General features: G+C 59.9%; 12 protein-coding genes. 7 read left to right on the top strand and 5 right to left on the bottom strand.

The window, feature by feature from the left end; genetic code table 11:
• Positions 1 to 37: 37 nt before the first annotated feature.
• Entirely contained in the window at positions 38 to 2,035 is a 1,998-nt protein-coding gene (gene tkt / locus AC3IUA_RS02390) for a transketolase (RefSeq protein ID WP_489358935.1), read from the bottom strand.
• A 260-nt stretch (positions 2,036 to 2,295) separates the two neighbouring features.
• Here tkt and AC3IUA_RS02385 point away from each other — a divergent pair, with 260 nt between their 5' ends.
• The 4 genes from AC3IUA_RS02385 (at position 2,296) to AC3IUA_RS02370 (ending at position 6,923) form a co-directional block, all read left to right on the top strand.
• Positions 2,296 to 3,291 carry an ArsR/SmtB family transcription factor gene (locus AC3IUA_RS02385; RefSeq protein WP_489358934.1) on the top strand — a complete coding sequence of 332 codons (996 nt, stop codon included), beginning with the start codon at positions 2,296 to 2,298 and terminating at the stop codon, positions 3,289 to 3,291.
• 18 nt (positions 3,292 to 3,309) lie between these two features.
• Complete coding sequence (gene metK / locus AC3IUA_RS02380) at positions 3,310 to 4,500, top strand: methionine adenosyltransferase (protein WP_489358933.1); 1,191 nt, start codon at positions 3,310 to 3,312, stop codon at positions 4,498 to 4,500.
• Between the two features lie 236 nt (positions 4,501 to 4,736).
• Positions 4,737 to 6,482 (top strand): NAD-dependent DNA ligase LigB, encoded by a 1,746-nt coding sequence (ligB, locus tag AC3IUA_RS02375; RefSeq protein ID WP_489362208.1) that lies wholly within the window; start codon positions 4,737 to 4,739, stop codon positions 6,480 to 6,482.
• A 45-nt stretch (positions 6,483 to 6,527) separates the two neighbouring features.
• A complete protein-coding gene (locus tag AC3IUA_RS02370; protein ID WP_489358932.1) occupies positions 6,528 to 6,923 on the top strand; it encodes a DUF1090 domain-containing protein in 396 nt (131 codons plus the stop codon).
• 77 nt (positions 6,924 to 7,000) lie between these two features.
• Here the strand turns inward: AC3IUA_RS02370 and AC3IUA_RS02365 are convergent, their stop codons facing one another.
• Entirely contained in the window at positions 7,001 to 7,450 is a 450-nt protein-coding gene (locus tag AC3IUA_RS02365) for a c-type cytochrome (protein ID WP_489358931.1), read from the bottom strand.
• Between the two features lie 128 nt (positions 7,451 to 7,578).
• On the opposite strand from AC3IUA_RS02365, the gene mltA reads away from it, so the two are divergent.
• Positions 7,579 to 8,751 (top strand): murein transglycosylase A, encoded by a 1,173-nt coding sequence (gene mltA / locus AC3IUA_RS02360; RefSeq protein WP_489358930.1) that lies wholly within the window; start codon positions 7,579 to 7,581, stop codon positions 8,749 to 8,751.
• 158 nt (positions 8,752 to 8,909) lie between these two features.
• Here mltA and AC3IUA_RS02355 read toward each other — a convergent pair whose 3' ends face one another.
• Positions 8,910 to 9,296 carry an MAPEG family protein gene (locus AC3IUA_RS02355; RefSeq protein WP_489358929.1) on the bottom strand — a complete coding sequence of 129 codons (387 nt, stop codon included), beginning with the start codon at positions 9,294 to 9,296 and terminating at the stop codon, positions 8,910 to 8,912.
• Positions 9,297 to 9,332: 36 nt separating this feature from the next.
• Entirely contained in the window at positions 9,333 to 10,166 is an 834-nt protein-coding gene (locus AC3IUA_RS02350) for an EamA family transporter (RefSeq protein WP_489358928.1), read from the bottom strand.
• 198 nt (positions 10,167 to 10,364) lie between these two features.
• Here AC3IUA_RS02350 and AC3IUA_RS02345 point away from each other — a divergent pair, with 198 nt between their 5' ends.
• Positions 10,365 to 11,534, top strand: coding sequence for an MFS transporter (locus AC3IUA_RS02345; protein WP_489358927.1), 1,170 nt, complete (start codon positions 10,365 to 10,367; stop codon positions 11,532 to 11,534).
• A 190-nt stretch (positions 11,535 to 11,724) separates the two neighbouring features.
• Positions 11,725 to 12,990, top strand: coding sequence for a cation:proton antiporter (locus tag AC3IUA_RS02340; protein WP_489358926.1), 1,266 nt, complete (start codon positions 11,725 to 11,727; stop codon positions 12,988 to 12,990).
• On the opposite strand, the gene AC3IUA_RS02335 is transcribed toward AC3IUA_RS02340, so the two are convergent.
• Complete coding sequence (locus AC3IUA_RS02335) at positions 12,991 to 13,878, bottom strand: formate/nitrite transporter family protein (RefSeq protein ID WP_489358925.1); 888 nt, start codon at positions 13,876 to 13,878, stop codon at positions 12,991 to 12,993.
• Between the last annotated feature and the right edge of the window lie 145 nt (positions 13,879 to 14,023).

The following is a 14,023-nucleotide window of genomic DNA, read 5'->3' as shown; positions in this document are numbered from 1 at the left end:
GAATCGCGGCAGCCAGTGGCCACCGCGTTCGTGCTTTTTAGTCTTCCAGCAACTCTTCAGCCTGACCCAGGATGTTTTCCAGGGTGAAGCCGAACTCTTCGAACAGGGCAGACGCAGGCGCCGACTCGCCGTAGGTGGTCATGCCGATGACGCGACCTTCCAGGCCCACGTACTTGTACCAGTAGTCGGCATGAGCGGCTTCGATGGCGATCCGGGCGCTGACCTGCAACGGCAAAACTGCCTGCTTGTAGCCAGCATCCTGAGCGTCGAAGACGCTGGTGCATGGCATGGAAACCACACGCACCTTGCGGCCTTGTTCTGTCAGTTTGTCGAAGGCTTGAACCGCCAGGCCGACTTCGGAACCTGTGGCGATCAGGATCAGCTCAGGCTCGCCTGCGCAGTCCTTGAGCACGTAACCGCCACGGCTGATGCATTCGATCTGCACCGCATCGCGAGTTTGGTGCTGCAGGTTCTGACGGGAGAAGATCAGCGCCGACGGACCATCGTCACGCTCCAGCGCGAATTTCCAGGCCACCGCCGATTCAACCGCATCGGCTGGACGCCAGGTGTCGAGGTTCGGTGTGCAGCGCAGGCTGGACAACTGCTCGATCGGCTGGTGAGTCGGGCCGTCTTCGCCCAGACCGATGGAGTCGTGGGTGTAGACGTAGATCACGCGCTTCTTCATCAGTGCCGACATGCGCACCGCGTTGCGGGCGTATTCCATGAACATCAGGAAGGTTGCGCCGTAAGGCAACAGACCGCCGTGCAAGGTCACGCCGTTCATGATTGCGCTCATGCCGAACTCACGAACGCCGTAGTACATGTAGTTGCCGCTGGCGTCTTCAGCATTGACGCCTTTGCAGCCTTTCCACAGGGTCAGGTTGGAACCGGCCAGGTCAGCGGAGCCGCCCAGCAGTTCCGGCAGCAGCGGGCCATAGGCATTCAATGTATTCTGGCTGGCTTTACGGCTGGCGATGGATTCGCCTTTGGCAGCCACTTCAGCGATGTAGGCCGCAGCCTTCTCGGAGAAGTCCTCCGGCAATTCACCGCTCAGACGACGAATCAACTCATTGGCCAGTTGCGGGAATTCAGCGGAGTAGGCAGCGAAACGCTGGTCCCACTCGGCTTCGGTAGCACGACCGGCTTCTTTGGCATCCCACTCGGCGTAGATCTCGGCCGGAACTTCGAACGGGCCGTAGTTCCACTTCAGCGCGGCGCGGGTCAGAGCGATTTCCGCGTCACCCAGTGGGGCACCGTGGCAGTCTTCCTTGCCTTGCTTGTTCGGCGAGCCGAAACCGATGGTGGTTTTGCAGCAGATCAGTGTCGGTTGCGCGCTTTTGCGTGCAGTGTCGATCGCGATCTTGATCTCTTCCGGGTCATGACCGTCGACATTGCGGATCACTTGCCAGTTGTAGGCTTCGAAACGCTTGGGGGTGTCGTCGGTGAACCAACCTTCGACTTCACCGTCGATGGAGATGCCGTTGTCATCGTAGAAGGCAATCAGCTTGCCCAGGCCCAGAGTACCGGCCAGGGAACTGACTTCGTGGGAAATGCCTTCCATCATGCAACCGTCACCCAGGAACACATAGGTGTGGTGGTCGACAACGTTGTGGCCAGGACGGTTGAACTGCGCCGCCAGGACTTTTTCTGCCAGGGCGAAACCGACGGCGTTGGCCAGACCCTGACCCAGCGGGCCGGTAGTGGTCTCGACACCCGGGGTATAACCGAATTCCGGGTGACCCGGAGTGCGGCTGTGCAGTTGACGGAAGTTTTTCAGGTCATCGATCGACAGGTCGTAGCCGGTCAGGTGCAACAGCGAGTAGATCAGCATCGAGCCGTGACCGTTGGACATGATGAAGCGGTCACGGTCGGCGAACGATGGATTGCTCGGGTTGTGCTTGAGGTAGTCACGCCAAAGTACTTCGGCGATATCCGCCATACCCATTGGGGCACCTGGATGGCCGCTGTTGGCTTTTTGCACGGCATCCATGCTGAGGGCACGAATGGCGTTGGCACGCTCACGACGGCTGGGCATCGCTGATCTCCTGGGGATTAAGTAAAACGAAACGGAAAAAAGGCGAGCATTTTCCCCCAGCGGCATGCCTTGGGGCAATGACAGATAGTCACTGAAGCGACTTTTTCCTGTGGATAAAGGCCTAATCTTTTGGTGAAACCATTCTGCTGTTGGTTTGTAGAGTGAGCCCAGGCCTCAGAAGTGCCATCTATCGAGCAATATCAAAACTTTTTGATATTGCTCTTGCGAGGATTCAGGCCCCTCACTAGACTGCCAGCCCTATGAACCTACGCGTGCCCTCCATTCGCCATGACGACTGTGATGAGCTGGCTGCCCTGTGCAAAGCCGGCGGCGATCCGTTGCGGCTGAATGTGTTGCGGGCGCTGGCCAACGATTCGTTCGGCGTGCTGGAGCTGGCGCAGATCTTCGACATTGGGCAGTCCGGCATGAGCCACCATTTAAAGGTCCTGGCCCAGGCCGACCTGGTGGCGAGCCGGCGCGAAGGCAACGCGATTTTCTACCGCCGCGCCCTGCCCCACAGTGAATTGCTGGGCGGCAAGCTGCACGCGGCCCTGCTCGACGAAGTGGATAACCTGACCCTGTCGGCCGATGTGCGGTCGCGGATCAGTCAGGTCCACGGGCAACGGGCCGCAGCCAGTCAGGACTTCTTCTCCCGGGTCGCGGAAAAATTTCGCGCCCAGCAGGACTTGATCGCCGGCCTGGCGCAGTACCGTGAAAGCGTGGTGGCGCTGCTCGACAAGTTGAGCTTCATCGACGAGGCCACCGCCATTGAAGTCGGCCCCGGCGACGGCGGCTTTCTGCCGGAACTGGCACGTCGCTTCAGCCAGGTCACGGCACTGGACAACAGCCCGGCGATGCTCGAGCTGGCGCGTCAGGTCTGTGAGCGTGAAGCGCTGGTTAACGTCAGCCTGCAATTGGCCGATGCATTGAATGGCGTGAGTCTGCAGGCCGATTGCGTAGTACTGAACATGGTGCTGCATCATTTCGCGGCACCGGCCGATGCGCTCAAGCACATGGCCAAATTGCTGCAACCAGGCGGTAGCCTGTTAGTGACAGAGTTGTGTAGCCACAATCAAAGTTGGGCCAAGGAGGCCTGCGGTGATCTTTGGTTGGGTTTTGAACAGGACGATTTGGCCCGCTGGGCCACCGCTGCGGGACTCGCTCCCGGGGAAAGCCTCTATGTAGGCTTACGTAATGGTTTCCAGATCCAGGTCCGCCACTTTCAGCGACCGGCTGGCGACACTCACCATCGGTAAATTCAGGAAAACATCGAGATGAGCGAATACTCCCTCTTCACCTCCGAGTCCGTGTCTGAAGGGCATCCGGACAAAATCGCCGACCAGATTTCTGATGCGGTGCTGGACGCCATCATTGCTGAAGACAAGTTCGCCCGTGTGGCGTGCGAGACTCTGGTGAAAACCGGCGTAGCGATCATTGCAGGCGAAGTCACCACTTCGGCCTGGGTTGACCTCGAAGACATCGTCCGTAAAGTCATCATCGACATCGGTTACGACAGCTCCGACGTCGGCTTCGATGGTGCCACCTGCGCGGTGATGAACATCATCGGCAAGCAGTCGGTAGACATCGCCCAGGGCGTTGACCGCAGCAAACCGGAAGACCAGGGCGCTGGCGACCAGGGCCTGATGTTCGGCTACGCCAGCAACGAAACCGACGTGCTGATGCCAGCGCCAATCACCTTCTCTCACCAGTTGGTGCAGCGCCAGGCCGAAGCCCGCAAATCCGGCCTGCTGCCGTGGTTGCGTCCGGATGCCAAATCCCAAGTCACCTGCCGCTATGAAAATGGCAAGGTAGTGGGCATCGACGCCGTTGTTCTGTCGACTCAGCACAACCCGGACGTGTCTTACAAAGACCTGCGCGAAGGCGTGATGGAGCTGATCGTCAAGCACGTGCTGCCTGCCGAACTGCTGCACAAGGACACTCAGTTCCACATCAACCCGACCGGCAACTTCATCATCGGTGGCCCGGTGGGCGACTGCGGCCTGACCGGCCGCAAGATCATCGTCGACACCTACGGCGGCATGGCCCGTCATGGCGGCGGCGCGTTCTCCGGCAAGGATCCATCGAAGGTTGACCGTTCCGCGGCCTACGCCGGTCGTTACGTGGCGAAAAACATCGTCGCTGCCGGCCTGGCCGAGCGTTGCGAGATCCAGGTGTCCTATGCCATCGGCGTCGCTCAACCGACTTCGATCTCGTTGAACACCTTCGGCACCGGCAAGATCAGCGATGACAAGATCATCAACCTGGTCCGCGAGTGCTTCGATCTGCGTCCATACGCGATCACTACCATGCTCGACCTGCTGCACCCGATGTACCAGGAAACCGCAGCCTACGGCCACTTCGGTCGTACGCCGCAAGTGAAGACCGTCGGCGACGACACCTTCACCACGTTCACCTGGGAAAAAACCGACCGCGTCGACGCCCTGCGCGTTGCTGCCGGTCTGTAAGCGCTCTTCGGCTGCACCCAAGCCCCGCACGGTTCGCCCTGCGGGGCTTTTTCATGCGTGCCGCCCCCGCCCTTCCTGTGGGAACGGGCTTGCCCGCGAAAGCGTCCTTATAGCTACCCTCCATCGCGCAGAGACCCGACATCTGCCTACCGACACACTCGGAAAAATACTCGCCGAATGCCAACACCCCTCCTGATATAGCCTTAAGACATTCCTCTCGAGCAAGGATGCTCATGATGCTTGCTACTGCACGCCTGTTAGTCGGTTTTTGGCTAACCCTCTATTTCCTGAACGCCAACGCCAACGAGAACACCTGCCCAGACTGGTCGCTCAGTCGCGCCAAGGACGAAATCACTCAACTGCGACAACAGCTCAATCGCTGGGACGACAGTTATCACCGGCAAGGTCGCTCGCTGGTTGCCGACGAACTTTACGATCAATCCCGCGCCCTGCTCAGCCAATGGCGTGAGTGTTTTCCGACAATCAACCGGCAACCGGACAATCCGCTGCGCACGGCAGGAGGCCCGATTTCCCACCCCATCCCCCAGACCGGCCTGGAAAAGCTCGCCGATGGCCGTGACATCGCTAAATGGCTCAAGGACCGCGAGGACGTCTGGGCTCAACCGAAAGTCGACGGTGTGGCAGTCACGCTGGTCTATCGCCAGGGCCAACTGGAGCGAGTGATCAGTCGTGGTAATGGCGTGCGCGGACAAGACTGGACCGCCTCGGCGCGCAAGGTCGGGGCTATCCCTGCGCAACTGCCACAACCACTGGACCTGGTGCTTCAAGGCGAGCTTTATTGGCATCTCACCGACCATATCCAGGCCACGGCCGGTAGCCTCAACGCCCGTAGCAGCGTTGCCCGGTTGATGGCACGCAAGGAGCTCAGTGCCGTAGACGCAGGCGGCATCGGGCTGTTTGTCTGGGATTGGCCGCAAGGCCCGCCGACCTTGGCCGAACGGCTGGCAGGCCTGAAGGCGCTTGGGTTTGCCCAGAGTGCGCACTATAGCCAACCGATTACCAGCTTCGCCGACGCCGAACGATGGCGCGAACACTGGTATCGCTCACCCTTGCCGTTTGCCACCGACGGCCTCGTACTACGTCAGAGCCAACGCCCGCCCGCGCAGCGCTGGCAGGTAAAGGCGCCCTATTGGATCGTTGCCTGGAAATACCCCTTCGCTCAGGCACTGGCAGAAGTACGCGGGGTGAAATTCAATATTGGTCGCACCGGGAGAATTACCCCCGTACTGGAACTCAAACCATTGACCCTCGATGACCGGCAGGTCAAACACGTCAGTGTCGGTTCACTGCAACGTTGGCAGACCCTGGATATTCGACCCGGAGATCAAGTCGCGATAAGCCTGGCGGGCCTGACCATTCCTCGCCTCGACAGCGTTGTTTTACGCGGCACCCAGCGCCTGGAGGTGGTTGCGCCACGGGCACAGGACTTTCATCAACTGAGCTGCTGGCAGTCCACCCCAGGGTGCGAGAGCCAGTTCCTGGCACGCTTGACCTGGCTCAGTGGCAAACAGGGACTGGCGCTGCCGCATATCGGCCCCGGCACCTGGGAAAAACTGATCAGCGCCGGGCGCATCAACAACCTGCTCGATTGGTTGACCCTCGATGCGCAAGAGCTTGCTAACATTGACGGCTTCGGCGAGCGCAGCAGTGCCCGCTTGCTGAGCAGTTTGCAAAGTGCCAGGCAGCGTCCCTTCGACAATTGGCTCAAAGCACTGGGCATGCCACCGACCGCCGACGTCGACCTTGGCGGGCCATGGCAGACGCTGGCGGCAAGAAGTACCGCACAATGGCAGACCGAAACCGGGATCGGCCCGGGACGCGCAGCGCAATTGAGCGCATTTTTTCGCGACCCGCAGGTACTGGCCCTGAGCGAAGAACTACGCACTGCCGGGATCGATGGTTTTTTCGAAGCCAGGATGCCTGGCAGCTTTGAACCCAAGAGTACAGATGAACTCCAATAGCGATCTGTACGCTGACCTGATAGCGATCTTTTTCACGGAGCTTTCATGAATTTTTTGTCACCGCTCGCCCTGTTCACCGTTTGCAGCCTGATGGCTGCCCCTCTGTTGGCCGTTGAAGAAGCCCCTGAACTTACCGGCTGCGCGGCTAAACGTCAGGCTATCAGCACCCAGATCGAGCAGGCCAAGGCCCAGGGCAATAGTGAACAGCAAGCGGGCCTGGAAAAAGCCCTGAGCGAAGTTACGGCCAACTGCACCGACGCGTCTTTGAAGAAAGAACGGGAAAACAAGGTGCTGGATGCAAAGCACGAAGTCAGCCGCCGTCAGGGTGACCTTGAGAAGGCCATGAAGAAGGATGATTCCGAGAAGATCAACAAACTCAAAGACAAACTCGCCAAGTCCCGCAAAGAATTGCAGGAAGCGCTGGATGAGCTGGATAAGTAATAAACCGTTGTGGTGAAGGGTTTTTGTGGCGAGGGGGCTTGCCCCCTCGCCACAGGCTTAGCTATCGAGCTGCAAAATCAATGATCACGAAACTGTTTATGGCACGCGCTACAGGCGTCTTCGACCTTCTGCACTGCCGGGCCCAGGTCACTGGCCTTGTAGGGCTTAACCTGGCTGGCGATCACCAATTCACCGGTGGCCGCTTCCAGCGTGCGGGCCAGCTCCTGAAAGCGTGCCTGCTGCTGCCAGACATCGTCCTTGGCGCTGCTGTGGTCTTCTTCTCTGACCTGGGGAAAATGCTTCCACGGCTCACGGGACAAGCTATCCAGCTTCACTGCGCCCTCGGCAAAACGCGCTCCGTCGAAGGGAATTCGCTCGCGCAGCATGCCGCCCAGGTCTTCGCTGGTCTTGAGCATTTGCTTGAAAATCGCCTTGCGTTGACCCAGCGGCGAATTCGGGTCGACACCACCGCAGGCGGACAACGTCAGGCAGGCCAGCAATACAACTGAAAGTCTTTTAAAAGTCATGGGGGCTTCAGGTCACGGGAAACGGCGCCCAGTATCCTCGCGTCACCCGCAAAGACCAATAGCCCTATTAATAATATGGGTTGTTTGAACGCCTCGAGCGCTTGGGCAACCGGCAAAGGAAGTACCGAATGAACAGTCATTTCAAGGCATGGCGTCGTAGCCTGGCCTGGACCCTACCGATGGTCGCCCTGCTCGCCGGCTGCAACGGTGGCGACAGCACCAAGCCGGAAACACATGCGATTGCAACCTATGTCAGCGCGACCTGGGAGGCCCTGCCCGCTGTTTCCGACGAAGATTTGCTGGCCGGTTTCGGCTCCTGGCGCAGCGCCTGCACTCGACTCAAGGCCGACCCTATCTGGGCTACCACCTGCGCTTCGGCCGCTAACGTGCCGCAGTCGCCTGGAGATATCCGTGGTTTTCTCAAGGAGCATCTGGATGTTTATGGCCTGCGGTCCGCCAATGGCAGCGGCAACGGCCTGATTACCGGCTATTACGAACCGGTTTATCCCGGCAGCCTGACCCAGACTGCGCAAGCAAGCGTTCCGGTCTACGGCGTGCCCGAAGATATGATCATCGTGTCGCTCGACAGCATTTACCCAGAACTCAAAGGCAAGCGCCTGCGCGGCCGGCTCGAAGGCCGGGTACTCAAGCCCTATGACGACGCCGCCGCGATTGATGCCAAAGGCGTCAAGGCACCGGTCATTGCCTGGCTCACCGATCCGATGAACCTGCAATTTCTGCAGATTCAGGGCTCGGGGCGCATTCGGCTGGACGATGGTCGTCAGTTGCGCATCGGTTATGCCGATCAGAACGGCCACCCGTATCGGCCAATCGGTCGCTGGCTGGTTGATCAGGGCGAGCTGAAAAAAGAAGAGGTGACCATGGGCACCATCAGCGCCTGGGCCAAGGCGAACCCGACACGGATACCCGAGTTGCTCGGCAGCAATCCCAGCTATGTGTTCTTCAATCGCAATCCCGACAGTAATGAAGGCCCGCGCGGCTCGCTGAACGTGCCGCTGACCGCCGGCTACAGCGTCGCGGTAGACCGCAAGGTGGTTCCACTGGGCAGTCTGTTATGGCTCTCGACCACCCGCCCTGACGGTACCGGACTGGTACGTCCGGTGGCGGCACAGGACACTGGCGGCGCAATCACTGGTGAAGTCCGTGCCGACCTGTTCTGGGGCACCGGCGATGCGGCGGGGCATTTGGCTGGAGACATGAAACAGCAGGGGCAGATATGGATGCTGTGGCCCAAAGGCGCGGTGTTGCCCAAAGTGCCCGACGTGCCCACTGCCCCGTAGCAGCTGGCGAAGGCTGCGTCCGGCCGCGAAGCGGTCGTAAACCGACGACCGCAATCTGCCTGGTAAATCGCGGTATGGCATCACTACGACCGCTTCGCCGAATGCGGACCGAGCCGGACGCAGGCTATGCCAGCTGCTATGAAAACTGCGTAATCCTTCTACACCGACACAAAAAAGAAACTCGCAATCAGCGCCATACCCACAAACCACACCAGCGAACGCAAGACCGCCCAGTCCGCCAGATAACAAATGATGTAGAGCAAGCGGCTGGTGATAAACAACACCGCCAACACATCAATGGTCACCAGCTCGGCATTTTCGCTGATGTACGCAATGATCACCGCAGCGGCAAACGCCGGCGTCACTTCGAAGCTGTTCAGCTGCGCAGAATGAGCACGCCTGGCGAACCCGTCAAGATTGTCGAGAAAGGCCCGCGGATCATGGTTTTCCCGTAACCCGAACCTACCGCCACTGAACTTGGCGACACTTGTGCACAGGTACGGAAGAAAAATAGCGATCAACACACACCAGAACGCGACGGTCATTGCAGATTCCTTTTTAGAGTTCTATTGAGGTCCGGCTTAAAACTTCATGACCAGCATGCCGATCAGCACCAGCCCGCAGGCTAAGAGCCGCGGCCGGCCAAAAGGTTCTTTCAAGTAGCGCATCCCGAACAGCACCACCAGAATCACACTGATCTCACGCAGCGCTGCCGCTTCGGCAATCGAGCCCAGCTGCATGGCCCATAGCACCAAAGCGTAGCTGAACAGCACGCAGAATCCGACGCTCAACCCCAGGCGCCATTGCTCGTGCCAGAACAACAGAAACGCCGGACGCTTGCGCACCAGCGCCAGCAAGGGAAACGGCCAGGCGCTGAACAGCGTCACCCAGACCAGGTAATCCAGAGGATGCGACCAGCGCCGCAAGGCCTGGCCATCGATAAAGGTGTAGCAGCCGATGCACAGGCCGATCAACACCACCACCGGCAGCATCGACCACGGCAGGCGCTCGCCGCCGCCCCCTTGCCAGAGCAGGCAGAGCATGCCGAACGGAATCAACACAATGCCGAGGATCTGCTGGGTACTCAGCACCTCGCCGGCAAAAATCAGAGTCAAGGCCAGCACCACCAACGGCGACAGCCCGCGCATCAGCGGATACACCAGCCCCAGATCACCGACCCGATAGGCCTGGATCAACAGATAGCGATAGAGCAACTCGAATGCCGCCGAGGCGAGGATCCACGGCCACATTTCAGCCGGAGGCAGCGAGACGAAAGGCAGCATCAGCGCCACGAACAGCATCGCCACGCTGTCCATGCAAGCCACCACCAGCAACCGCTCGCCGCTGAACTTGATCAGGGTATTCCAGGCCGCATGCAACAGCGCCGCCACCAACACCAGAGCCGTCGCAAGCACGGCATACTCCTTGTCCGGACTTAGAGAATTGATTCGCCATATGTCGGCAGCTGTTTATACTGCAACCGACCACGCCGCACTCAGTTGCGCACATACCTATTCCAATAAATTTTTGCTGCTGCCCCACTCCACCGGAGACGGCAGCTGGCATGCGTATGCCTGATCAGAGCGTCAAGACTACAGACAGAGACCTTGCGCATGCCACTCGCTTTGCTTGCACTGGCTGTTGCCGCTTTCGGCATCGGCACCACTGAATTCGTCATCATGGGTTTGCTCCCAGACGTCGCCAGAGACCTTGGGGTGAGCATTCCCGATGCCGGCCTGTTGATCACCGGCTACGCCCTGGGCGTGGTGTTCGGCGCACCCATTCTGGCGATCGGTACCGCCAATATGCCGCGCAAGGCCACCCTGCTGGGCATGACCTTGATGTTCATCCTCGGCAATATTCTCTGCGCCCTGGCCCCGAACTACGCCACCTTGATGGCCGCGCGAGTGATCACCGCGCTGTGCCATGGCGCGTTCTTCGGCATCGGCTCAGTGGTTGCAGCCGGGCTGGTGGCACCGAACAAACGGGCGCAGGCGATTGCCATGATGTTCACCGGCCTGACCCTGGCCAACGTGCTCGGCGTACCGTTGGGCACGGCTTTGGGACAATACGCCGGCTGGCGCTCGACCTTCTGGGCGGTATCGGTGATCGGTGTGATTGCGGCCATTGCCCAGTGGGTCTGGCTGCCGAAGCACATCGCCATGGACAAAGCCAACCTGGCCAGCGAGTTCAAAGTGCTCGGCAAGGTCAATGTGTTGTTGGCGCTGGGCATGAGCGTGCTGGCGTCCACCAGTCTGTTCAGCGTCTTCACTTACATCGCACCGATTCTGCAGGACATCACCGGCGTCAGCCCTCACGGCGTAACCATCATGTTGCTGTTGTTCGGCGTCGGCCTGACCGCCGGCAGCATGCTTGGCGGACGTTTGGCGGATAGCCGTTTGTTGCCGTCCTTGGTCGGCATGGCGTTGGCGGTGGTGATTGTCCTGGCGGCGTTCAGCCAGACCAGCCACTCGGTGATCCCGGCGGCGATCACTCTGGTGTTGTGGGGCATCTTCGCTTTTGCCCTGTGCCCGATCCTGCAACTGCTGATCATCGACCAGGCCCATGAAGCACCGAACCTCGGTTCGACCCTGAACCAGAGTGCGTTCAACCTTGGCAATGCCGCGGGTGCCTGGATCGGTGGCCTGGTGGTAGCCAGCGGCGCCGACCTCGCCGACCTGCCATGGACCGGTGCGCTGGTCGGCGGCCTGACCGTGCTCACTGCGCTTTTCTTCATCTACCTGCAACGTCGCGAGACTGCTGCGGTCAATGTCTGCGGCTAAGGCTCTAACCCGCATCGCTGCCTAAACTGCCTTCGCGGGCAAGCCCGCTCACACACTAGACCTGCGTTGAGCACACCTTGTTGTGCACACCAAAGATCGAATGTGGGAAGGGCCGGGCGACGTTCGTTTGCTCGCGAAGAACGATGACACCTCAACCTTTCTTTTGCTGCCTCCTTCCCAAGGACCCCGGATGCTTGAACTTGTCGCTGCGTTTATCTGCCTGACCTCGCTGCTCACCTATGTGAACTTCCGCTTCATCGGCCTGCCGCCGACCATCGGCGTGATGGTCACCGCCCTGCTGTTCTCCTTGTTGCTACAAGGCTTGAGCGTCCTTGGCTACCCCGGTCTGGAAGAGCGCGTGCAACAACTGATCGGCCAGATCGACTTCGGCGACTTGCTGATGAACTGGATGTTATCGTTCCTGCTGTTTGCCGGTGCCTTGCACGTCAACCTGGGCGACTTGCGCAGCTACCGTTGGCCTATCGGCCTGCTCGCTACCGTCGGCGTATTGATCGCCACCTCGGTTATCGGCAGCCTCGCCTACTGGATATTCGCCTTGTTCGGCTGGCATGTGAGCTTCCTGTACTGCCTGCTGTTTGGCGCGCTGATTTCCCCCACCGACCCGATTGCAGTGCTTGGCGTACTGCGGACTGCCAACGCTTCAAAACCGCTGAAAACTACCATCGTCGGCGAATCACTGTTCAATGACGGTACTGCCGTCGTGGTGTTCACCGTCTTACTGGGCATCGCCCAACTCGGCGAAACCCCGACCATCGGCGCCACCGCCATGCTGTTCGCCCACGAAGCGATTGGCGGCGCGGTGTTCGGCGGGCTGATCGGTTATCTGGTGTACCTGATGATCAAGAGCATCGAGCAGCATCAGATCGAGGTGATGCTGACACTGGCGCTGGTGATCGGCGGCTCGGCCATGGCCAGCGAACTGCACGTTTCAGCACCGATCGCGATGGTGGTCGCTGGGCTGATCATCGGCAACCTGGGGCGCAACCTGGCAATGAACGACATGACCCGGCGTTACCTCGACGGTTTCTGGGAACTGCTTGATGACATGCTCAACGCGCTACTGTTCGCACTGATCGGCATGGAACTGTTGCTGCTGCCATTCAACTGGCTGCACTTGCTGGCCGCCAGCCTCCTGGCAGTAGCGATTCTGCTCTCGCGCCTGCTCACCGTGGCCCCGGCAATTTTGCTGCTGCGCCGCTGGCGCAACGTGCCACGCGGCACCATTCGGATCCTCACCTGGGGTGGTCTGCGCGGCGGTGTTTCAGTAGCGCTGGCTCTGGCCCTGCCCCTCGGGCCGGAGCGCGATCTATTGCTGAGCATCACCTACATCGTGGTGCTGTCGTCGATCCTGCTGCAGGGCTTGAGCATCGGCAAACTGGTCAAGCATGTGACCAAGGACGAGCCCACGCCAGTGGCGCAGCCTGATGTTCACTGATCATTTTTTGATCTGCTGCGGCTTGGGTGAAGTAGCCTGATCCGCAGCCTCCTTCGGCGCGCCGCTCTCACTGCGAACCTGCGCATGGCTAATCAAGGCAAAGATAAAGCTGCCGCCGATGATATTCCCGCCCAGCGTCGGTCCGGCGAATATCAGCCAGAAATCCTTCCACGGCAACTCGCCGGCGAACACCAGATAGGACACCTCGACCGTACCGGCGACGATATGGGTGAAATCCCCCAGCGCCATGAGGTAGGTGATGAGGATGATGATCCACATCTTGGCGCTTTCCATGGACGGGATCATCCAGACCATGGTGGCGATCATCCAGCCGGAAACGATGCCTTTGGCGAACATCTGGCTGGGGTCGTTTTCCATGATCTTGCGGCCGATGTCGAGGAAGGCCAGGTCAGTCTTGCGGTCGAATATCGGTAAATGCAGCATGACGTAGGCCACCAGCAAGGTGCCGACGAGGTTGCCGAACAGCACCACGCCCCATAAACGAAACAATCGGCCGAAGTTACCCAGGGTCGGCTTGCTCATGATCGGCAGGACGGCGGTCAGGGTGTTTTCGGTAAAGAGTTGCTGGCGGGCGAGGATGACCGCGAGAAAGCCTGCGCAGTAACCGAAACTGGCGATCACCTTGAAGCCTTCGCCGTCCGGCAGGCGCGAGTTGAGTAGCCCCATGGCCATCAACGACAGGCCCATGGTCAAGCCGGCAGCCAGCGCCGACCACCACAACGCCGCGACGCTGCGTTCCAGTTCCTTATTGCCCTGGGTGCGGATGATTTCATGCAGCACCGCCGCACGCGGTGGCTGGCTCTTGTCGACCTCATGCTGTTCCTTGGCGGAGAGATCGGGGGTCTTGCCGTCTTTTTGCGTGTCCATGAAGCTCCTGAACGGTGGGCGTGTCATGTAGGTACGACAGGCTCCGGTCAGGGCTGTTCAACAGGGCACAACACAGAATCCGGATTTGTGGCGAGGGGGCTTGCCCCCGCTGGAGCGCGAAGCGGTCCTGACATCGGTCACCGCG

Source organism: Pseudomonas sp. KH_050, from assembly GCF_057838875.1.
This window is presented reverse-complemented; position numbering and strand designations above follow the sequence as displayed.

Coding starts and splice junctions, on each gene's coding strand:
- ligB (WP_489362208.1), top strand. CDS start 4,737: ATGCTTGCTACTGCACGCCTGTTAGTCGGTTTTTGGCTAACCCTCTAT.
- AC3IUA_RS02345 (WP_489358927.1), top strand. CDS start 10,365: ATGCCACTCGCTTTGCTTGCACTGGCTGTTGCCGCTTTCGGCATCGGC.
- tkt (WP_489358935.1), bottom strand. CDS start 2,035: ATGCCCAGCCGTCGTGAGCGTGCCAACGCCATTCGTGCCCTCAGCATG.
- AC3IUA_RS02370 (WP_489358932.1), top strand. CDS start 6,528: ATGAATTTTTTGTCACCGCTCGCCCTGTTCACCGTTTGCAGCCTGATG.
- mltA (WP_489358930.1), top strand. CDS start 7,579: ATGAACAGTCATTTCAAGGCATGGCGTCGTAGCCTGGCCTGGACCCTA.
- AC3IUA_RS02385 (WP_489358934.1), top strand. CDS start 2,296: ATGAACCTACGCGTGCCCTCCATTCGCCATGACGACTGTGATGAGCTG.
- AC3IUA_RS02335 (WP_489358925.1), bottom strand. CDS start 13,878: ATGGACACGCAAAAAGACGGCAAGACCCCCGATCTCTCCGCCAAGGAA.
- metK (WP_489358933.1), top strand. CDS start 3,310: ATGAGCGAATACTCCCTCTTCACCTCCGAGTCCGTGTCTGAAGGGCAT.
- AC3IUA_RS02340 (WP_489358926.1), top strand. CDS start 11,725: ATGCTTGAACTTGTCGCTGCGTTTATCTGCCTGACCTCGCTGCTCACC.
- AC3IUA_RS02355 (WP_489358929.1), bottom strand. CDS start 9,296: ATGACCGTCGCGTTCTGGTGTGTGTTGATCGCTATTTTTCTTCCGTAC.
- AC3IUA_RS02365 (WP_489358931.1), bottom strand. CDS start 7,450: ATGACTTTTAAAAGACTTTCAGTTGTATTGCTGGCCTGCCTGACGTTG.